A 20,492-nucleotide genomic window follows, 5' to 3' on the forward strand; every position below is an offset into this window, starting at 1 on the left:
CGTTCCCATCCCGTGTTGACGAATCAGCCCTGACCGGGCAGGTGGAGCGTCAGCCCGCGTTGCGCTGCGCCTGTTCGGCCTGCTGCCGCTTCAGTTCGTCGAGCTGGCGCTGCAACTGCTCGACCTGCGCGGCGGTGGCCGCGGCGGGGTCGGCGGCGGGCGTGGTGCCGGACGTGGGAGACGCCGGAGACGTCGACTGCGGCAGCTGGCGGGTGTCGGGCTCGGTGGCGGACGCGGTCTGCTCACCGGTGGACGGCGTGTCGGTCGACCCCGAGGCGCGCATGTCCTTGGTCTCGGCCTTGAAGATCTTCATGGACTTGCCGATCGACCTGGCCGCGTCGGGCAGACGCTTCGCGCCGAACAGCAGAACCACGACAAGAACCAGAATGATCAAATGCCACGGCTGCAACGCATTCATCGCCTGGCCTCCTTACTCGTTCGGATCGATCGTACTGTGCTGCGGCGGTGTCGCGTCATCACCGACGACGCTCGCGGATCGCGACTCGAACCGCAGCGGACCGAGCGCGGAGCAACCCGACCCGATCACCAGCGCGAGCCGACACCATGCTGGCCGTCGCACGGTACGCACGCAAGAGCCGGAAGACGCGAAAGATCACGAACCCGAGCACCACGAGCGCGACCAGGACGACAGCGGCACTCACGACATACGACACGATTCCACCCTAACCAGCCGACGTCGCAGCGAGGTGACGTGCTCGGGCCAACGCCTCGTCCGCCCGCGCTCGCACGGCCTGCGCGGCCCAGTCCGGTTGCTCCACGGTCACCTCGCCGCCGTGCCGGAGCACCAGTCGGACCAGCCACGACTCGTCGGCGTAGCGCAGCCGCACCCGCAACCGACCGCCGTCAAGCTCCTCCAGCTCCTCGCACTGGTAGTACTCGGCCACCCACCGCGCACCGGGCGCGAGCACCAGCACCGCCTCCGGAAAGCCGGACTGCTGGGGGAACACCCCGTCGGACAGATCCTTCGGGGTCGCGCTCTCCGGCGGCGCCGACGGCTCGTCACGCTCGACCAGCTCGTCGATCCGGTCGAGCCGGAACAGCCTCACCGACTCGGCGCGACGACACCACGCCTCCAAGTAGCTGACGCCCTGCACGATCAGCAACCGCATCGGGTCGACGACGCGCTCGGTGACCACGTCCTTGGACGCGCTGTAGTACCGCAGCCACAGCGCGCGCCGGTTCTGCAACGCCTGCCGCACCACCTCGCGCGTCCGCGCGGTCGCCGCCGCCTCGCGGGTGCTCTGGCCGACCACCACGCCGGACGGCCGAGCGTCACCCGACGCGGATTCGATCTTCGCGATCGCCCGGTGGACCGCGTCGGCGTCCACCACACCCGGTGTCTCGGCGAGCGCGCGCAACGCGATCAACAGCGCGCTGGCCTCCGCTCCCGTGAGCCGAAGCGGGCGACGCATCCCCGCGTCGTAGGTCACCGACACGGTGTCGCCGTCGAAGGACAGGTCGATCAGGTCGCCGGGGCCGTAACCGGGCAGCCCGCACATCCACAGCAGTTGCAGATCCTTGCGCAACTGCTTCGGCGTGACGTCGAAGTCGCGCGCCGCCTCGTCGATCCGGATGCCGGGCCGGGCCAGCAGGTACGGCACGAGCGCGAGCAACCTGGGCAGCCGATCACCCGATCCGCTCACCGCGACTCCCCCTGCATCACTCGTTCCCAGCGGTCGACGACCGCCTTGGCCAACACGTCCGGTTCGAGCACCAGTGCGTCGGGGCCGTACCCGGCGATCCAGTCGGCGGCGCTCTCCTGGTTCCAGAGATCGATGTCCACCACGTCGCCGTCGATGTCGGCCACCGTGCGGCGACCGACGAGCGTGGCATGCCGCCGGATTCCCGCAGCGCGGCCCTCGGCCAGCCACAGTCGTGCCCGCATCACGGGCTGAGGCTCCCGGTCGGCACCATCCACACCCGCGACGAACTCCAGGAGATTCACGTCCTCGGGCCGGGTGACCGCTCCCGCGCGCCCGAGCGGGCGCACGGGCCCGGTGATCCGCGACAGTCGGAAACACCGCGGCGCGTCGCGGTCCCGGTCGTGCCCGACCAGGTACCAGCGCGCTCGCCACGACACCACACCCCAGGGTTCGACGGTGCGTTCCCTGCGCTCCGGCGACGACGAGCGCCGGTAGTCGAACCGGACCACCCGCCCCTGCTGCACAGCCGACAACAGCGGCCCGAACGCCGGATCCGCGTGGACCCGCGGCTCCACGGGGGTGGCCGCGTTCTCGTCGACCTCGACTCCGGCTGCCCGCAGCTTGACCAGCGCGCTCTGCGCCTGCCCCGTCAGGTCCGGGGAGTCCCACAACCGCACGGCGAGCCCGACCGCAGCGGCCTCGTCGGGAGCCAACTCGACGTCGCCGAGCTCGTAGTCGCGGCGCGCGATGCGATAGCCCTCCACCGGGTCGAACGCCGAGGCGCGCCCGGTCTCCAGCGGGATGCCGAGTTCCCGGAGTTCCGCCTTGTCGCGCTCGAACATGCGCGCGAACGCCTCGTCACTGGTGGCGTCGACGTAGCCGGGCACGATGCTGCGGATCCGCTCGGCCGTGAGGTACTGCCGAGTGGACAGGAGGGCAAGCACCAGGTTCACCAGGCGCTCGGCGCGGGCGGTGGACACACCGTCACCCTATCGCCCGCCCGAGTCCCGGTCTGCGCAGGCCGGGCGCTTCGCCGAGCCCGGCCCTCCGGACGGTCAGAGCGAGCTGATCAGCCGCTCCACCCGCTCGTCCACCGACCGGAACGGGTCCTTGCAGAGGACCGTTCGCTGCGCCTGGTCGTTCAGCTTCAGGTGCACCCAGTCGACCGTGAAGTCGCGGCCCGCCTGCTGCGCCGCGGCGATGAAGTCGCCACGCAGCTTCGCCCGCGTCGTCTGCGGCGGGGTGTCCTTGGCGAGTTCGATCTCGCCGTCGTCGGTGATGCGCCGAACCAGGCCCTTGCGCTGCAGCAGGTCGAACACGCCGCGACCACGCCGGATGTCGTGGTAGGCGAGGTCGAGCTGGGCGATCCGGGGATCGGACAGCGTCAGGTCGTGCTTGCTGCGGTAGCGCTCCACGAGCCGGTGTTTGATCGCCCAGTCGATCTCGGTGTCGATGCCCGAGAAGTCCTGCTGCTCCACCGCGTCGAGCGCCCTGCCCCACAGGTCGATCACCTGCTCGGTGGTCGGCGATGCACCGTGCGTCTCCACGTGCTGGACGGCCCTGGCGTAGTACTCGCGCTGGATCTCCAGCGCTGAAGCCTCCCTGCCACCGGCCAGCCGCACCTGCCGCCGTCCCGTCAGGTCGTGGCTGATCTCGCGGATCGCCCTGATCGGGTTGTCGAGCGTGAAGTCCCGGAACTGCACGCCCTCCTCGATCATCTGCAACACGAGGTCGACCGACCCGACCTTCAGCAAGGTCGTCGGCTCGGCCATGTTGGAGTCGCCGACGATGACGTGCAGGCGGCGGTAGCGTTCGGCGTCAGCGTGCGGCTCGTCGCGGGTGTTGATGATCGGCCGGGAGCGGGTGGTCGCGCTCGACACCCCCTCCCAGATGTGCTCGGCGCGCTGCGACAGGCAGTACACCGCGCCGCGAGGCGTCTGCAGCACCTTCCCCGCCCCGCAGATGAGCTGGCGGGTCACGAGGAACGGCAGCAGCACGTCGGCCACCCGGGAGAACTCCCCGGCGCGGCCCACCAGGTAGTTCTCGTGGCATCCGTAGGAGTTGCCCGCCGAGTCGGTGTTGTTCTTGAAGAGGAAGATGTCCCCGCCGATGCCCTCGTCGGCCAGGCGACGTTCGGCGTCGACGAGCAGGTCCTCGAGGATGCGCTCACCCGCCTTGTCGTGCGTGACCAATTGCGTGAGGTCGTCGCACTCGGCGGTGGCGTACTCGGGGTGGGAGCCCACGTCCAGGTACAGGCGGGAGCCGTTGGACAGGAAGACGTTGGAGGACCGGCCCCACGACACGACCCTCCGGAACAGGTAGCGCGCCACTTCGTCGGGAGACAACCTGCGCTGCCCGTGGAAGGTGCAGGTCACCCCGAACTCGGTTTCGATCCCAAAGATCCGCCGCTGCATTCCTCAAGGGTAGGCGCTCTCGGCCACGGTACGGTGAACGAAAACCGTTCAGAACCGGGGTGGCCTAATCATCGACACCGTCATCACCCGCCTGGCGCGCAAGGCACGCCGAGTGACCACAGCAGACCACCGCGCCATGCGCTGCAGCGCCGCCCTCCCCCGAACGCCGCTGGACCCGACACTCACGGCACTCAGCCGTTCCGCGGACAAGGGGCGGCTGTGGTGGGTTCTCGCGGCCGGACTCGCGATCCGCAAGGGTCCCACCCGACGCGCGGCCCTACGCGGTCTGGTCGCCCTCACCGGCGCCAGCGCCGCCGCGAACCTGGTGGCCAAGCCGCTGCTGCCTCGACGACGGCCCGCCGCCGAGGTCGTCCCGGAGCTCCGTCGGCTGCACCACCGGCCCACGTCGTCGTCGTTCCCGTCGGGGCACGCGGCGTCGGCTGCCGCGTTCGTCACCGCGGCGGGCCTCGAATCACCCGTACTGGGGGTGGCGTTGGCTCCTCTGGGCGCGGCGGTCGCGTACTCCCGGGTGCACACCGGTGTGCACTGGCCGAGCGACATCGGGGCGGGCGCTGCCATCGGTGTGTTCGCCGCCCTGGCCACCCGCCACTGGTGGCCGCTGCACCCCGACACCCGGGCCCACACCGACCATCCCGCCGACGCGCCCGCCCTCCCCGACGGCGACGCCCTGCTGGCCGTGGTCAACCCGTCCTCCGGCAACCCTCCGGAAGATCCGACGGACGAGGTCCGCGCGATGTGGCCACGCGCCGTCATCGTGCACCCCGACCAGGACGTCGACCTCCGTACCCAGCTCGCCGACGAGATTCGCCGACGGCAGACCGACGTTCGTGCGCTGGCCGTGGCCGGCGGCGACGGCACGGTCGCGGCCGTGGCCTCCGTCGCCGCCGAGACGAGACTGCCCCTCGCCCTCATCCCCTCCGGGACGCTCAACCACTTCGCGCGCGACGTCGGCCTGAGTGAACCCGCCGACACGGACACCGCCGTCCGGGCGGGGAACGCGGTGGGCATCGACCTCGGCGAGATCGAGATCGAGAGCGACGAGGGCACCGCACGCCGTTGGTTCGTCAACACCGCGAGCCTCGGCGGCTACCCCGAGATGGTGCGGCTGCGCGAGACCATCGAGCGTCGTCACCCGAAGTGGCCCTCGGCCGTCCTCGCCATGGTGCGCACGCTCCGCCGCGCCCGCCCCCTACGAGTGCGACTCGACGGCGAACCGCTGTCCGTGTGGATGTTGTTCGTGGGAAACGGCACCTACGCGCCGAAGGGGGTCGTGCCGTCCCGCAGGCCCGCGCTGGACACCGGCCTGCTCGACGTCCGGTACCTGCGCGCCGACCGCCCCTACTCGCGGGTTCGGTTCCTGCTGGCCGCGATCACGAACACGCTGGACACCAGTCACGTCTACACCCAACGGGACCTGGCCTCGCTCGACGTCACGATCCTGGACGGCAATCGACGGGTGGCCACCGACGGGGAGGTCGGACCGCTCGGACACCGGTTCCGCTTCCGGTCCCGGCCGAGTGCGCTGTCGGTCTATCGCCCGGCACGCGAGTCCTGAGCCGGGAACGGTCTCACGGCGAGGCCCAGCGCGTCACGCGCAGTCCGTCGCCGACCGAGACCTTCCCCGCCCGGGTCACAGCGCACCGCACACCGAACACGACGCCGCCGTCCACTCGTCGGTAGTCGGCCAGCGTGCGCAACGGCTCGGGGCCGCGACGCTCGCCTGCGCCCTGATCGACCATGGTCACGGCACACCGGGCGGCGAGCTTCGCGAAGCCGATCTCGGCCTCACCGATCTCGACACGCCGCACCCGGTCCTCGACGTGCGGTTCGTCCCAGCCGTCGACCACGACGTTGGGCCGGAACCGGTTCATCGGCAGCGCGGGTTCACCCTTGGCCGCCAACCGGTCGTTGAGTTCGGCGAGGCTCGCGGTCGACGTCATCAGCACCGCCGTACTGTCGGCAAAACCCGCGGTGCCCTCCGTCTCGCCGCTGGTCAGGCGGTCGTGCTCCGGTGGCACCCTCACCAGCCGACACGGTCGGCCGAGCAACGTCGAGAACCAGTCCGCGACCGACTCGCCCTGGTCGACCCCGGTGTAGGGCTTGCCGTGAATGCTCACGGCGGAACGCTCCGGCGACTCCCCCGGGTCCACCCGGACCTCGACCGGTTCGAGCCCCGGAGCGCTCAGCGTGAGCCGAGCACCGTCCTCGGTGAGGTCGGGTCGCACGACGGCCAACCGCGGGTCCTTCCGCTGGCTGAGGAAGTCGCCGTCGGCGGCGTCCACGACCATGAACGTGCGGTCGGGCCCCAGGCCGGCACGCCCGAGCAGCCCTTCCGACACTTCGACACCGGCACAACCCTTGACCGGGTACTGGAACAGCGCCGCGACTCGTGCCACCGTCAGCTCGACTCGGTGTCGCCGGACTTCTCGCCGGCGTCGGTCTTCTCGGACGTCTCGTCCTGCGCCGGGGTCGGCAGCAGGGCGTCGAGCGCGGCCCCGGTGATGCGGCGGAACGTCCGACCCGGACGCTCGCGGTCGAGCACCGCGACTTCCAGCTTGTTCGCCGTGAGCTCGTTGTTGGCCGCTGCCGCGTTGGACGAGGACGACGCGGCGGGCGCACGCAGGGCCTCCACCGCGACACCCAGCGCGGCGGCCAGGTCCATCCCGTCGCGGTAGGTGTCCTTCAACTTCGCATTGATGGCGTCGGTCTGGCCACCCATCACCACGTACTTCGGCTCGTCCATCACGATGGAGCCGTCGTAGGTGAGCCGGTACAGCTCGTCCTCGTCCGAGTTCTCACCCACCTGCGCGACGCAGATCTCCACCTCGAAGGGCTTCAGTTGCTCGGTGAAGATCGTGCTCAGCGTCTGCGCGTACACGTTGGCCAACGCCCGCGCGTTGACGTCCCGGCGGTCGTACATGTAGCCCTGCAGATCGACGTGCCGGATGCCGCCCCGCCGCAGGCTCTCGAACTCGCTGTAGCGGCCCACCGCGGCGAACCCGATCCGGTCGTAGATCTCCGACACCTTGTGCAGCGTGGGCGACGGGTTTTCGGCCACGAACAGCACTCCGCCCCGGTACTTCAGCACGACCACGCTGCGTCCCCGGGAGATGCCCTTACGCGCGAGCTCCGAACGCTCGCGCATCAACTGCTCTGGTGAGGCGTACAGCGGCATCGTCACTGGCGTTGGCTCCGCTCTGCTCGATCGACTGGAGGTTTACCTGCATTCGGCGGCCTGGAGTCGCCGCCGTCGCGCCGTCAGCCGAGGCGGCCCGGTCGTTCGGACCGCTCCCGGACCACCGCCTGCGCGAGCGCGGCGGTCTCGGACTCCGGCAGCGCCACGGCACCGTGCTCGGCGGTGATCGTCACGACCGTGGGATAGATGTTGCGGACGAGGTCGGGGCCGCCGGTGGCGGTGTCGTCGTCGGCCGCGTCGTAGAGCGCCTCGATCGCCGCGCGCACCGCCGTCTCGGCGTCCGCCTCGGGGTCGTAGAGCTTCTTCAGCGACGACTTGGCGTACACCGAGCCGGAGCCGATGGCGTGGTACCCGGCGTTCTCCTCGTACCGCCCGCCCGTCACGTCGAACGACACGATGCGGCCCGCCCGCTTCGGGTCGGTGGCGTCGATGTCGTAGCCCACGAACAACGGCAGGACGGCCAGTCCGGCCATCGCCACGTCGAGGTGCCCCTTGACCATGGTCGCGAGCTTGTTGGTCTTACCGTCGAGCGACAGCGAGACGCCCTCGATCTTCTCGTAGTGCGCGAGCTCCACCGTGTAGAGGCGCACGAGTTCCAGTGCGATCCCCGCGGTGCCCGCGATCCCGACCGCGGAGTAGGTGTCGGTGACGTAGACCTTCTCCAGGTCCCTGCTGGCGATCGTGTTGCCCGCGGTGGCCCTCCGGTCGCCCGCGATCAGCACGCCCCCGTTGAACGTCGAGGCGACGATCGTGGTGCCGTGCGGCGGTTCGAACCGACTGTGCGGAGCGGGCGCCCCGTCGACCCGGGTGCGCGGCAACAGCTCCGGTGCCTGCACCTTGAGGAAGTCGACGAAGGACGACGTCGTGGACGACAGGTAGGCGGCGGGCAGCGAGAAGCCCGCGCTGCGCGGCGTGTGTTCCATGCGTGCTCGTGGTTCCCCTCGATGAGGATGAACAGGACAACAGTGCTCATCGACCACTCGTGATCGACAAGCCTAGAAGATGGTCACGCAGCCGCTACTGGCCGCCCTTCTGCACGTACGCACGCACGAAGTCCTCGGCGTTCTCCTCCAACACGTCGTCGATCTCGTCGAGGATCGTGTCGACGTCCTCGCCGAGCTTCTCCCGGTGTTCCTGGCCTGCGGGGGCGCCGGTCTCGACGTCGTCGTCGTTGTCGCCGCCGCCGTGCTTTTCGATGCGTTCCTGAGCCATGTTCGCCTCCCGGTCGGGCCGCTTGGTCCTAGCCTACCCAGAGTCGCCGACATCCGGGGCCTTCGTCACCGGCGTGGCCGATCACCAAAGGCGCCTTTCCGGCACCCCGGAATCGGTCAGCCGCCCGAGGTCAACGCCTCCACGAGTTCCTCGGCCGTGCCTGCCTCGTCGAGCAATTTCCCCACGTGGGCCTTGGTGCCACGCAGCGGTTCCAGCGTCGGGATACGCACGAGGGACTCCCGCCCCACGTCGAAGATCACCGAGTCCCACGACGCCGCCGCGATGGACGCCGCGTACTTCTCCAATGTCCGACCCCGGAAGTAGGCGCGCGTGTCGGAGGGCGGGGTGGTCATCGCCGCCTGCACCTCCTCCTCGGTGACGAGCCGCTTCATCGACCCGCGCGTCACGAGGCGGTTGTAGAGGCCCTTGTCCAGTCGCACGTCCGAGTACTGCAGGTCCACCATGTGCAGCCTCGGCGCCGCCCAGCCGAGCGAGTCGCGCTCCCGGTAGGCCTCCAACAGCCGCAGCTTGGCGGGCCAGTCGAGGCGGTCGGCGCAGCTTTGGGGGTCGCGGGCGAGGTCGTCGAGGATCTCCCCCCACAGCCGCAGCACTTCCTTGGACTGTTCGTCCGCGCCGACCCGCTCCAGGTGTTCGGCCGCCAACTCGTGGTAGGCGAACTGCAGGTCGAGGCCGGTGTACTTGCGCCCGTTGGCCAGCTCCACGGTGGTCTTCAGGGTGGGGTCGTGACTGATCTCGTGCACGGCCCGCACGGGCTCGTCGAGCTTGAGGTCGTCGAAGCGCATCCCGTGCTCGATCATGTCGATCACGAGCGCGGTGGAGCCCAGCTTGAGGTACGTGGCGTACTCGGCCAGGTTCGCGTCGCCGATGATCACGTGGAGCCTGCGGTACTTGTCCGCGTCCGCGTGCGGCTCGTCGCGCGTGTTGATGATGCCGCGCTTCAGGGTCGTTTCGAGTCCGACCTCGACCTCGATGTAGTCGGCACGCTGCGAGAGCTGGAAACCGGGTTGTTCGCCCTGCTGGCCGATACCCACCCGACCGGACCCCGCGAACACCTGCCGGGAGGCGAAGAACGGGATCAACCCGGCGATCACCGCCGTGAACGGGGTCGACCTCGCCATGAGGTAGTTCTCGTGGGTGCCGTAACTGGCGCCCTTGCCGTCGACGTTGTTCTTGTAGAGCTGCAGTCGGGGCTGCCCGGGCACCGTCGCGGCGCGTCGAGCCGCCTCCTCCATGACCCGTTCGCCCGCCTTGTCCCAGATGACGGCGTCACGGGCGTTGGTCACCTCGGGCGCCGAGTACTCGGGGTGGGCGTGGTCGACATAGAGGCGGGCGCCGTTCGTGAGGATCACGTTGGCGGCACCGAGGTCCTCCATGTCGGGGTCCTGGTTCTGCTGGGTCGGTCCGGCGAGGTCGAACCCTCGCGCGTCGCGCAACGGCGACTCCACCTCGTAGTCCCATCGAGCCCGCCGGGCTCGGGGGATGTCCGCAGCCGCGGCGTAGGCCAACACCACCTGGGTGGACGTCAACACCGGGTTCGCTGTCGCGTCACCCGGGACCGCGATCCCGTACTCCACCTCGGTTCCCATGATCCGGCGCATATCTCAAGCCTACGGGGCATGAGCCCGAAAGCCCCGCCGAAAAGCGGTCGCGGACGGATAACGGCGCGATTCCCTCCGCCGCCGTGGAGTTGTCCGTGGCTCGCCTCAACGCCACGCCAACGACGACCGGTCCGCCCAGTACCGGGTGGGCGACACCGCCGTCGCGCCGAGCGCGTCGAGCTCGTCCGCGGACAACTCCACGGCGGTCCCGGCCAGATTGGCCCGGAGTTGCTCCACGCTCGCGGGACCGCACAGGACGACGTCGGCCCACGGCTGGGCGTACACCGCCGCGAGCGCCACCGCGTCGGCCCCCACCCCGTGGCGGCGAGCCACCTCGGCGACCGCATCGGGCGGGTCCACGGCCAGCCTGCCGTTGGCCAGTGTCTCCTTCACCTGCACCAGCGCACCCGCCTCGTGGGCCTCGCGCAGGGCGGCACCCACCGAAGGCTCCAGGAGATTCCAGGTCGACTGCACGGCGGTGAACACCGGGCTGCCGTCGACCCGCAACGCCAACGCCCTGCGAACGGTGTCCGCCTGTCGTGGCCCCGAGGTGGAGAATCCGACGCGCACTCCCTCGTCGGTCAGCGCCGCGAGCGCCGCCAGCAGAGCGGGGTCGTCGAACAGCGGGCTGTCCGGCGTGAGCGAGTGGACCTGGTACAGCGACACCGCGTCGCCCAGCAACGAGCGGGTCTGCGACCACTGTTCGCGGAAGCGGGCCAGCGAGTGTTCCTTCACCTCGTGGACGTCGGCGTCGAGCCGCCAGCCTCCGACGTAGGCATAGCCCCACTTGCTCGACACGACGACGTCGTCGGGCCGGCGCGCCTCCAGCCACCCGGCGAGGAACTCCTCGGCCCTGCCGCAGGACCTGGCGACGTCCACCCGACGCACTCCCGCGGTGTACGCGGCGTCCAGCACCGCGAACGTGCGCTCCCGCAGAGCCTCGACGTCACGCCGGGCGGGCAACACCGCGTCGCGGCCGAGGTTGATGTAAGCGGGCCTGCCGATCGCGGCGAGACCCACGGCCGTGCGTGCCAGGGTGTCCATGGCCGCCACCGTAGTCGGCCTCGACGTCACCTGTTGCCCATGCGGCGTCGCATGAGTTCGAGGAACTGCTCGGACGACAACACCTCGCGGTGCAGCTTCTCCAGCCGTGCCGCGGGGGCGCGCACGTAGCCCTTGCCGAACACCGGCGCGATCTGGCGCAGGCTCGCACCCGCCTCGCGGGCGGCGAGCAGCGCCCAGTCGGAGGCGTTCGCACAGGCCGTGGACGCCTGGCGCAATTGACCCAGAAGGTCGATGAGGGCGGGCGCGTCCAGCTCTCCCGAGCGCGCCGCCTCGGCGGCCTGTTCCAGCCACTCCAGGACGTCGGCCGCCGTGACGGGAGCCCTCAGTGATGGTTCGCCGGTCGCGGAGACGGGCGTCGAGTCCTCTGCCATGAGCCGAAGCGTATAGGACGTTATACGGACAGCATCGGTGCGACACACCGGCCACACGAAACGGGGCTCCCGCGGCGAACCCGAAGGCCACCGCGAGAGCCCCGCACACGGATCAGAGGTACTGGCCCGTGTTGGTCGCCGTGTCGATCACGCGGCCCGACTCCTGGTTCTTGCCCGTGACCAGGGTGCGGATGTACACGATGCGCTCGCCCTTCTTGCCCGAGATCCGTGCCCAGTCGTCCGGGTTCGTCGTGTTGGGCAGGTCCTCGTTCTCGGCGAACTCGTCGACGATGGCGTCCAGCAGGTGCTGCACCCGCAGCCCCGGCTGGTCGGTCTCCAGCACCGACTTGATCGCCGACTTCTTCGCCCGGTCCACGATGTTCTGGATCATCGCGCCGGAGTTGAAGTCACGGAAGTAGAGCACTTCCTTGTCCCCGTTGGCGTACGTGACCTCCAGGAACCGGTTCTCGTCGGTCTCCTCGTACATGCGCTCGACGGTGTTCTGGATCATCGCGTCGATGGTCGCCTGCCGGTCGCCACCGAACTCCCGCAGATCGTCGGCGTGGATCGGCAGGTCGGGCGTCAGGTACTTCGAGAAGATGTCCTTCGCGCCCTCGGCGTCCGGACGCTCGATCTTGATCTTCACGTCGAGTCGGCCCGGGCGCAGGATCGCCGGGTCGATCATGTCCTCGCGGTTGGAGGCGCCGATGACGATGACGTTCTCCAGCCCCTCGACACCGTCGATCTCCGACAGCAACTGGGGAACGATCGTGGTCTCCACGTCGGACGACACACCGCTGCCCCGAGTCCGGAAGATCGACTCCATCTCGTCGAAGAACACGATCACCGGAGTGCCGTCGGACGCCTTCTCCCGCGCCCGCTGGAAGATCATCCGGATGTGCCGCTCGGTCTCGCCCACGAACTTGTTGAGCAGCTCCGGCCCCTTGATGTTGAGGAAGTACGACTTCGCGTCCGCCTCGCCCCGGGCCGCGGCCACCTGCTTGGCGAGCGAGTTGGCCACCGCCTTGGCGATCAAGGTCTTGCCGCATCCCGGAGGGCCGTAGAGCAGCACGCCCTTGGGCGGGCGCAACTGGTACTCCGTGTAGAGGTCGGCGTGGAGGAACGGCAGCTCGACCGCGTCCCGGATCTGCTCGATCTGCCGGAACAACCCACCGATGTCCTCGTACCGCACGTCGGGGACCTCCTCCAGCACGAGGTCCTCGACCTCCGCCTTGGGCACCCGCTCGTAGGCGTAGCCGGCCTTCGAGTCGACGAGGATCGAGTCGCCCGACTTGAGGGTCTGCTCGGCCAACGGGTCGGCCAGCCACACCACCCGTTCCTCGTCGGCGTGACCGACCACGAGAGCGCGAGCGCTCCCGCCCTCGGTGTCGGGAGCCAGCAGTTCGCGCAGGGTGCACACCTCACCCGTGCTCTCGAAGCCGCCGCTCTCGACCACGGTCAACGCCTCGTTGAGTCGGACGCTCTGCCCACGCCGCAGCTCCTCGACGTCCACGGAGGGAGAGACGGCCACGCGCATCTTCCGACCCGAGGTGTACACGTCGACGGTGTTGTCGTCGTAGGCGCCGACGAACACGCCGTAACCGCTGGGAGGTTGCGCGAGTCGGTCGACCTCCTCACGTAGCGCGAGAAGCTGGCTCCGCGCCTCGCGCAGAGTCTCGACCAGCTTGTTGTTGCGCTCGGTGAGCTGGCTCACCCGCTCGTTCGCCTCGGCCAACTGCTGCTCCAGCAGTCGGCTCTGGCGGGGCGAGTCGGTGAGCTTGCGGCGGAGCAGCGCCACCTCCTCCTCGAGAAAGCGAATCTGACGCGCCTGCTCGCTCGACGGGATGTCCGTGCCTCCGGCTCCGCTCATCTCTGAAGAGTCGGCCTCCTCGTGCCGACCTCCGGGAAGGTCGTGTTGCATTTCGGCACCTCCTCGGAATGCATTTCTTTCCACGGTACCGGCGATCACCGACATGAAAAGCCCTATCCGCGTTCCGGGATCGGCGCGTCGTCCGGTTGCGGCGGAGTACCCGCTCACGCTCGGCGCGACTCCGCCGTGCCGGGCTCATCCGCATGTCACAACGCCGGTGACACCACGTGACCGAACGGTTCGGCGGGAGTAGACCGAACGAGATTCCCACACCCGGGCGTGTAAAAAATGCGTTTACTCCCTTCTTTAGGATTCTTCAGACCCGCCGGCCACACGGCGGCGCGATCCAGGAAGGGACGACGTGACTTCTCCTCCACCTCAGTACCCGGGCGGCCAGGGCTGGTCGGACCCGTCGGGCGGCTTCGGCCAGCAGGGCCAGCCCGAGCAGCAGGGCTACGCCCAGCCCTATTCCGGCGGCTACCCGCAGCAGCCCGGGTATCCCCAGCAGGGTTTCCCGGGGCAGGGCTACCCCGGCACCGACCCTCAGTTCGCTCAACAGGGCCAGCCCGGGCAGCAGGGCTACCCGGAGCAGGGCCAGTTCGCCCACCCGGGCCAGCCCGGACAGCAGCCACCCGGTGCCTGGAACGCGGCACCGCAGTTCGGGCAACAGCCCGGAGGCCCGGCACCGAAGAAGAAGACCGGCCTCATCGTCGGCATCGTCCTCGCGGTCGTGCTTCTCGTCGGTGGTGGTGTCACAACGGTCCTGCTGCTGAGCAATGGCGGAAGCGACGAAGACCAGGTCAACGAGCTCGCGGACGAGATGGTCTCCGCCTTCAACTCGCGAGACTTCGCAGCGGTCGAGGGCATGCTGTGCGGCGGCTTGGACAAGGAGCCCAACGTTCCCGACGGGGTCACGATGCAGCGCAACGGTGAGCCGACGATCAACGGAGACACGGCGAAGGTCCCCATGACCTTGAGCGACTCGACTCACCGTGAGGACGGGGAACTCAAGGCTTACAAGCAGAACGGCGACTGGTGTTTCGACATGTGACGACACGGTGATCGTTGCGTGTCGCCATAGTCGGGTCGAGGACCGAGCTCTCGGAGTTCCCGCGCCGCCGGCCACCGGACACGCTCTCGGCAGGCCTTCCGCCTGCCTCGAATGTGTCGGGTGACCGGGAGTGCCGGCTCAGCCTCGGCTCGGCCTGCGCTGCGGACGGGGCGGCGTGACCCCGTCCGCCAGCCGCCGGGCGGTGACGAGAAAGGCCGTGTGTCCGATCATGCGATGCTCCGGGCGCACGGCCAGCCCCACCACGTGCCACGGGCGGACCAGCGACTCCCACGCCTCGGGCTCGGTCCAGCACTTCTGCTCGCGCAACGCCTCGACGAACGTCGACAGCTGCGTCACCGTGGCCACGTAGCCCACCAGCACGCCGCCGGGGACGAGCGCCGCCGACACGGTCGGCAGCACCTCCCACGGCGTCAGCATGTCCAGCACGACACGGTCGACCTCGCCGGTGTGCGAGGCGAGGTCGGCGACGTGCAGGGTCCAGTTCGCCGGGCGCTCGCCGAAGAACTTCTCCACGTTGCGCACGGCGTGCTCGGCGTGGTCGTCCCGCACCTCGTACGACGTGACGCTGCCTTCCGGTCCGACGGCACGGAGCAGCGAGCACGTCAACGCACCGGAACCCGCTCCGGCCTCCAACACGCGGGCGCCGGGGAAGATGTCCCCCCACATCACGATCTGGGCGGCGTCCTTCGGGTAGATGACCTGCGCCCCGCGCGGCATCGACAACACGTAGTCGGGCAACAGCGGCCGCAACGCGAGGTACGAGGTCCCCTGCGTCGAGGTGACCACCGATCCCTCCGGCGCCCCGATGAGCGCGTCGTGCGACACCGCTCCCCGATGCGTGTGGTACTCCTGTCCCTCCGCCAGGACGATCGTGTAGTGCCGTCCCTTCGGATCGGTCAACTGCACCCGGTCACCCGCGCGAAACGGCCCTGCTGACACCGCACCTCCAGTCCACACTCGCCCGCGATCGTGGGCGAGAACCGCTCGCGATCGTCGCAGATCCGGCGAAACGGGGTCTCACCCGGTCCGGAACGGACGGACAGTGCTCGTCCCGTGTCCCTCCGGCGCCGTGAGAGCGCTGTGCAGGTCCTCCAGACACAGCACCCCCGTCGGCCGTCCTTCGCCGTCCACGACGAGGAACTGCCACGTCCCCACCTCGTTGACGTGCTGGGCGATCTCGTCGGGCGAGTCCGAGGTGAGCAGCACGATCTCGGCCCGGATGGGCTCCGCCGCCAACTCCGCGGGCGACTCCGGCTGCGCCGAGGCCAGGCGCACGGCTGCCTCCGTGTCCAGCAGCCCCGCCGCCACGCCGTCCGCCCTGACCAGCACCACTCCCCGGCCTGCCGACGCGGCGAGCGCCGCCGACACCGGGCTCTCCGCAGGCAGCTGCAGGACGGGACGCATCAGGTCGGTCACCGACAACCCCTCCGGCCACGACCTGCGGTCGTCCGACGTGAATTCGGCGGTGGCGCCCATGGCCACGAACCACGCGGTCACCACACCGACACCGAGCCGGAGCCACCGGTCGTCGCTTCCCGATGCGAGCCCCCACAGCGCCCAGACCAGCAGCCCGACGGCCACCACCGCTCCCCCGACGACCGCGACGCGAGTCCCGGCCGATCGGGTGCCGCGACACGCCCACACCCCGGCCCGCAACAGGCGGCCCCCGTCGAGGGGAAGGCCGGGCAGGAGGTTGAACACGCCCACCGCCGCGTTGGCCACCGCGCACTGGGCCACGAGGAGCCAGGTTGCCCCTCCCTCGGGCACGGCCAGCAGCAGCGCCCAGCACACCAGCGCCAACGTCAGCGACACCGCGGGTCCGGCCGCGGCGATCAGTGCCTCCTGTCCGGGCCGGCGGGGCGCGCGCACCACCTCCGACAGCCCGCCCAGCAGGAACAGCCGGACGCGACGCACCGGTACCCCGAGCCGCAACGCCACGACGCAGTGTCCGAGTTCGTGGGCGAGGACCGACAGTCCGAGCAGGACCGCGAAGGCCGCCGCCAGCACGACCGACGTCGTGACGTCGGCCTCGGGCAGCAGCGCCGACACGAGCGGCGTGTAGAGAGCGACGACGAGCAGTGATCCGAACCACCACGACGGCGCGAGCCGGACCGGGACGTCGCCCACCCGAAAGAGCAGCATGCCGCCGTCCGCGGGATGAGCACCCCGGGACCGGCCGTCGCTGTACTCGCTCGTCGCGCGCACGCCCCGAGGGTAGACCGGATCGTGTTGGACGCCCGTGATGTCCGGCGTGTCGGGCGATCCGCCGCCGGACGCGCCGGGCCACGGGCCGCGAGGATGTCGTGGGGCCCGGTTACGCTGCCCGGCATGGCGAACGGGAGTACGACCACCGGCACGGCCCCCGAGACGACCGACGCAGCCGCGGCACCACGCACGGAGGTGCGTCGCCCGGCGCTGTCCCCGTCCAGGGCCGGTGACTTCAAGCAGTGCCCCCTGCTCTACCGCTTCCGCGCCGTCGACCGGCTCCCCGAGACGCCCACCAAGGCGCAGGTGCGGGGAACGCTGGTGCACTCGGTGCTGGAGCGACTGTTCGCGTTGCCCCGAGGTGACCGGACCGTCGAGGCCGCCCGCGAGCTGCTCCGTCCTACGTGGTCCGAGCTGTCCACCGAGAGTCCGGAGTGGATGGAGATCTTCACGGACGCCCGGTCGACGGAGGAGGTGGCCGAGTGGCTGACCTCGGCGGAGAAGCTGCTCGACTCCTACTTCGCACTGGAGGACCCACGCACGCTGTCGCCCGAGGCGTGTGAACTCCACGTCGAGACCGAACTGGACTCGGGAGTACGACTGCGGGGCTACATCGACCGCCTCGACGTCGCCCCCACCGGCGAGATTCGCGTCGTCGACTACAAGACCGGAGCCGCGCCGAGGGAGATCGGCGAGGCGAAGGCGATGTTCCAGATGAAGTTCTACGCCGTCGTGCTCTGGCGGTTGCGCGGCGTGGTCCCCCGGCAGCTCAAGCTGCTGTACCTGAGCGACGGGCAGGCGCTCGCGTACACGCCCGATGAACCCGAACTCGCGCGGTTCGAACGGACCCTCGAAGCGATCTGGCAGGCGATCCTGCGCGCCGGACGCACGGGAGACTTCCGTCCGAACCCGAGCAAGTTGTGCGGCTGGTGCTCGCACCAGCCGCTGTGCCCGTCCTTCGGCGGCACCCCGCCGGAGTACCCGGGCTGGCCCGAACCCGACCCCGGCGAGGAGTCGGCTCTCGATCGCGCGGACTGATCCCGCGTCGACGAACGAAAGTGACACGAAATCTGATGGAAACCTTCTACCTGTCCCGTGGTGACGGGCGTTACCTGCCGACCCAGCACACCGCCGGTCCCTGGAACCCGGACTCGCAGCACTTCGGACCGCCCTCGGCGCTGCTGGTGCGCGAGCTGGAGTCGCAACCCCACTCCGGCGACCGCGCGCTCGCCAGGGTGACGGTGGAGATTCTCGGCCCCGCACCGCTGTCGGAACTCACCGTCACGTCCGAGGTGGTCCGCTCCGGACGATCGGTCGAGCTGCTCTCGGCGACGCTCGCAGCCGACGACCGCGTGGTGGCGCGTGCCTCGGCCTGGCGGTTGGCCGTCGGCGACACGGCGGAGGTCTCGACCACCTCGATCGAGCCGCTGCCGCCCGTCGACGAGTGCCCGGAGGCCGCGTGGCCCGACGCCTGGCACGGCGGGTACCTCGACGCGATGGAGTGGCGCGCGGTACGTGGCGCCGTCACGTCCTCCGGCCCCGCCGCGGTCTGGGCACGGCAGCGGGTGGCGCTCGTGGACGACGAGACCCCGAGTCCGCTGCAACGCGTGTTCGCGGTGGCCGACTCCGGCAGCGGTGTCTCCCAGGAACTCGATCCGCGCGACTGGCTGTTCATCAACACCGAGCTGACCGTGCACGTGCAGCGCGAGCCGGTGGGCGAGTGGATCGGGCTGGACGCCGCGACCACAGTGGGGCCTCGGGGCGTGGCGACGGCGCGCAGCACGCTGCACGACGTCGACGGGCCGGTGGGAGCCGGGGCGCAGGCGTTGTTGGTCCGCCATCGTTGACCGGAGGACGACACCGCGTCACCATTTCTCCTCCGATACGGTGGCTGACTTTCGCCATGTTGATCCACTAACCTGCTCGGAGATCACGAGACGGGAGCTGGGCACTGTGCAGATCACTTCGGTGGTCAACCAGAAGGGCGGGGTCGGGAAGACGGCGCTGAGCGTCGGCACGGCCGCGGCCCTGGCCGAGCGCGGGCGACGGGTGCTGCTCATCGACCTCGACCCCCAGGGACACGCCACGACCGAGATGCTCGGGTTGTCAGAGCCGCCCCCGGAGGCGCCGAGTCTCGCCAAGGCTCTGACCAAGACCTGGCGCGGACCGATCGAGGAACTGGTGGTCCCGCACCCCCGGGCCAACGTCGGCCGGGGTGGCGCCTTCGACGTGATCCCCACCTCGCCCGGCATGTTCGACCTGATCCGGCGGTTGGACCAGTTCCGCGTGCCCGGCTGGCAACTGGCGCGAGTCATCCAGTTCGCGAACTACGACCACGTCGTCATCGACTGCCCGCCCGCGCTCGACGTGCTGACGAACAACGCGCTCGTGGCCAGTCACGGCGTGCTCGTCCCGGTGCAGCCCGATCGCACCAGCATCCGCGCCCTGCGCCTGATGCGGGAGCAGATCGGCTACCTGGAGGCGACGGTGGGCCGTCCGCCGCTGGTCTACTACGGGCTCGTGCCCGGCCTGTACCGCAGGCCGGTCTCCGCCTACGCGGCCGCGGCGCTGCGGGAGTTGGAGAGTTTCGGCATTCCGGTTTTGGCCCACGTCCCACTCGGGGTGGTGGTGAACGAGGCCGCCTCGCGCGGCACCCCGGTCACCACGTTCGCCCCGGAGACGGCTCAGGCGGCGGCGTTCCGGGAGATCGCCCGGGTCCTCGACTCGGGCGCCGCGGCCGAGGCCACGCCGCCGAATCCGCCGGAGCAGGAGTTCGTGTTCGAGGAGTTCATCGCCGAGGTGTCGAGTGCCCGCTCGGCCAACGACAGCGGGGCTCGTCGCAGGCTCTACGACCTGTTGCCGAAACGGCACCGCCCCGACTGATCCGTCGGGAACGGTGCCGTTCGGCACGCGGTTGGTCGTGCCCGCCTCAGAGGCGGCTGGCGCGGATGTCGGAGGCGAGCACCGCCCGCGCTCCGACGGCGGCGAGTTCGTCCATGATCGCGTTGACCTGCTTGCGCGGCACCATCGCCCGCACGGCGACCCAGTCGGTGTGGGCGAGCGGCGACACCGTCGGCGACTCCAGTCCCGGTGTGATGGCCGTGGCCTTCTCCAGCAGCTCCCGCGGGCAGTTGTAGTCGAGCATCATGTACTGCTGCGCGAACACGACGCCCTGCAACCGCGCGGTGAGCTGCGCGATCTTCGCCGACTTCTCGGCGCCCCGACGGTGGACCAGCACTGCCTCGGACACGCAGATCGGGTCGCCGAACGCCACGAGGTTGTGCTGCCGCAGGGTCCGCCCCGAGCCGACGACGTCGGCGATCACGTCGGCCACGCCGAGCTGGATCGAGATCTCCACGGCACCGTCCAGCCGGATCACCTCGGCCTCGACGCCGTGCCTTGCGAGGTCCTCGCGCACCAACCGCGGGTAGGACGTGGCGAGTCGCTTGCCCTGCAGGTCGGAGACCGACCATTCCCGGCCCGCCGGTGCCGCGTAGCGGAACGTGGAACCGCCGAAGCCAAGCGACAGCGCCTCCTCCACCGGTGCCCCCGAGTCGAGCGCGAGGTCACGGCCCGTGATCCCGAGATCCAGCTCTCCGGACCCCACGTAGATCGGGATGTCCTTCGGCCGGAGGAAGAAGAACTCGACGTCGTTCGCAAGATCGGGCACGGTCAGGTCGCGCCGCTCATGTCGCTGCCGGTAACCCGCCTCACCGAGCATCTCCGACGCCGGTTCTGCCAGCGCTCCCTTGTTCGGCACTGCGACCCGCAGCATGTTGGTGT

The 20,492-nt window shown here is 70.0% G+C and carries 21 protein-coding genes; 5 read left to right on the top strand and 16 right to left on the bottom strand.

Annotated features, from left to right (window positions below; genetic code table 11):
• Positions 1-49 precede the first annotated feature (49 nt).
• The 5 genes from tatA to pafA all read right to left on the bottom strand — a co-directional run bounded on the left by tatA (position 50) and on the right by pafA (position 4,078).
• Positions 50-418: a Sec-independent protein translocase subunit TatA gene (tatA, locus tag JAV51_RS02520; protein WP_197318966.1), complete on the bottom strand. Its 369-nt coding sequence runs from the start codon at positions 416-418 to the stop codon at positions 50-52.
• A 58-nt stretch (positions 419-476) separates the two neighbouring features.
• A complete protein-coding gene (locus JAV51_RS02525) occupies positions 477-674 on the bottom strand; it encodes a bacteriophage holin (protein ID WP_197318967.1) in 198 nt (65 codons plus the stop codon).
• Positions 675-683: 9 nt separating this feature from the next.
• Positions 684-1,664: a YafY family protein gene (locus JAV51_RS02530; RefSeq protein WP_197318968.1), complete on the bottom strand. Its 981-nt coding sequence runs from the start codon at positions 1,662-1,664 to the stop codon at positions 684-686.
• Entirely contained in the window at positions 1,661-2,644 is a 984-nt protein-coding gene (locus tag JAV51_RS02535; RefSeq protein WP_197318969.1) for a YafY family protein, read from the bottom strand. The genes JAV51_RS02530 and JAV51_RS02535 overlap by 4 nt, the downstream gene beginning before the upstream one ends.
• A 75-nt stretch (positions 2,645-2,719) precedes the next feature.
• Positions 2,720-4,078: a Pup--protein ligase gene (gene pafA / locus JAV51_RS02540; protein WP_197318970.1), complete on the bottom strand. Its 1,359-nt coding sequence runs from the start codon at positions 4,076-4,078 to the stop codon at positions 2,720-2,722.
• Positions 4,079-4,214: 136 nt separating this feature from the next.
• Here pafA and JAV51_RS02545 point away from each other — a divergent pair, with 136 nt between their 5' ends.
• Positions 4,215-5,654 (top strand): bifunctional phosphatase PAP2/diacylglycerol kinase family protein, encoded by a 1,440-nt coding sequence (locus JAV51_RS02545; RefSeq protein WP_197319324.1) that lies wholly within the window; start codon positions 4,215-4,217, stop codon positions 5,652-5,654.
• 13 nt (positions 5,655-5,667) lie between these two features.
• On the opposite strand, the gene JAV51_RS02550 is transcribed toward JAV51_RS02545, so the two are convergent.
• The 8 genes from JAV51_RS02550 to arc all read right to left on the bottom strand — a co-directional run bounded on the left by JAV51_RS02550 (position 5,668) and on the right by arc (position 13,483).
• A complete protein-coding gene (locus tag JAV51_RS02550; protein ID WP_197318971.1) occupies positions 5,668-6,495 on the bottom strand; it encodes an MOSC N-terminal beta barrel domain-containing protein in 828 nt (275 codons plus the stop codon).
• 2 nt (positions 6,496-6,497) lie between these two features.
• Positions 6,498-7,280 (bottom strand): proteasome subunit alpha, encoded by a 783-nt coding sequence (gene prcA, locus JAV51_RS02555; RefSeq protein ID WP_197318972.1) that lies wholly within the window; start codon positions 7,278-7,280, stop codon positions 6,498-6,500.
• A 77-nt stretch (positions 7,281-7,357) separates the two neighbouring features.
• Positions 7,358-8,218: a proteasome subunit beta gene (gene prcB, locus JAV51_RS02560; RefSeq protein ID WP_197318973.1), complete on the bottom strand. Its 861-nt coding sequence runs from the start codon at positions 8,216-8,218 to the stop codon at positions 7,358-7,360.
• Positions 8,219-8,312: 94 nt separating this feature from the next.
• A complete protein-coding gene (locus tag JAV51_RS02565; protein WP_197318974.1) occupies positions 8,313-8,507 on the bottom strand; it encodes a ubiquitin-like protein Pup in 195 nt (64 codons plus the stop codon).
• Between the two features lie 116 nt (positions 8,508-8,623).
• A complete protein-coding gene (gene dop, locus JAV51_RS02570; protein ID WP_197318975.1) occupies positions 8,624-10,126 on the bottom strand; it encodes a depupylase/deamidase Dop in 1,503 nt (500 codons plus the stop codon).
• Positions 10,127-10,231: 105 nt separating this feature from the next.
• Complete coding sequence (locus JAV51_RS02575) at positions 10,232-11,170, bottom strand: aldo/keto reductase (protein ID WP_197318976.1); 939 nt, start codon at positions 11,168-11,170, stop codon at positions 10,232-10,234.
• Between the two features lie 26 nt (positions 11,171-11,196).
• Entirely contained in the window at positions 11,197-11,562 is a 366-nt protein-coding gene (locus JAV51_RS02580; protein WP_197318977.1) for a hypothetical protein, read from the bottom strand.
• 112 nt (positions 11,563-11,674) lie between these two features.
• On the bottom strand, positions 11,675-13,483 hold the full coding sequence (arc, locus tag JAV51_RS02585) for a proteasome ATPase (protein ID WP_197318978.1): 1,809 nt from the start codon (positions 13,481-13,483) through the stop codon (positions 11,675-11,677).
• A 310-nt stretch (positions 13,484-13,793) separates the two neighbouring features.
• Here arc and JAV51_RS02590 point away from each other — a divergent pair, with 310 nt between their 5' ends.
• Positions 13,794-14,483: a hypothetical protein gene (locus JAV51_RS02590; protein WP_197318979.1), complete on the top strand. Its 690-nt coding sequence runs from the start codon at positions 13,794-13,796 to the stop codon at positions 14,481-14,483.
• A 138-nt stretch (positions 14,484-14,621) separates the two neighbouring features.
• On the opposite strand, the gene JAV51_RS02595 is transcribed toward JAV51_RS02590, so the two are convergent.
• Both JAV51_RS02595 and JAV51_RS02600 read right to left on the bottom strand, forming a co-directional pair.
• Positions 14,622-15,443, bottom strand: coding sequence for a tRNA (adenine-N1)-methyltransferase (locus JAV51_RS02595; protein WP_197318980.1), 822 nt, complete (start codon positions 15,441-15,443; stop codon positions 14,622-14,624).
• A gap of 78 nt (positions 15,444-15,521) precedes the next feature.
• Positions 15,522-16,646, bottom strand: coding sequence for a site-2 protease family protein (locus tag JAV51_RS02600; protein WP_197319325.1), 1,125 nt, complete (start codon positions 16,644-16,646; stop codon positions 15,522-15,524).
• A gap of 186 nt (positions 16,647-16,832) precedes the next feature.
• Between JAV51_RS02600 and JAV51_RS02605 the strand changes: the two genes are divergently transcribed.
• From JAV51_RS02605 to JAV51_RS02615, 3 genes are all read left to right on the top strand, one after another.
• Complete coding sequence (locus JAV51_RS02605; protein WP_197318981.1) at positions 16,833-17,747, top strand: RecB family exonuclease; 915 nt, start codon at positions 16,833-16,835, stop codon at positions 17,745-17,747.
• A 32-nt stretch (positions 17,748-17,779) separates the two neighbouring features.
• Complete coding sequence (locus JAV51_RS02610) at positions 17,780-18,556, top strand: thioesterase family protein (RefSeq protein WP_197319326.1); 777 nt, start codon at positions 17,780-17,782, stop codon at positions 18,554-18,556.
• Between the two features lie 106 nt (positions 18,557-18,662).
• Positions 18,663-19,592 (top strand): ParA family protein, encoded by a 930-nt coding sequence (locus JAV51_RS02615; protein ID WP_197318982.1) that lies wholly within the window; start codon positions 18,663-18,665, stop codon positions 19,590-19,592.
• A gap of 46 nt (positions 19,593-19,638) precedes the next feature.
• Here the strand turns inward: JAV51_RS02615 and hisG are convergent, their stop codons facing one another.
• Positions 19,639-20,484, bottom strand: coding sequence for an ATP phosphoribosyltransferase (hisG, locus tag JAV51_RS02620; protein ID WP_197318983.1), 846 nt, complete (start codon positions 20,482-20,484; stop codon positions 19,639-19,641).
• Positions 20,485-20,492 lie beyond the last annotated feature (8 nt).

Origin of the sequence: Saccharomonospora sp. NB11 (assembly GCF_015910535.1) — a bacterium.
GTDB lineage: Bacteria > Actinomycetota > Actinomycetes > Mycobacteriales > Pseudonocardiaceae > Saccharomonospora.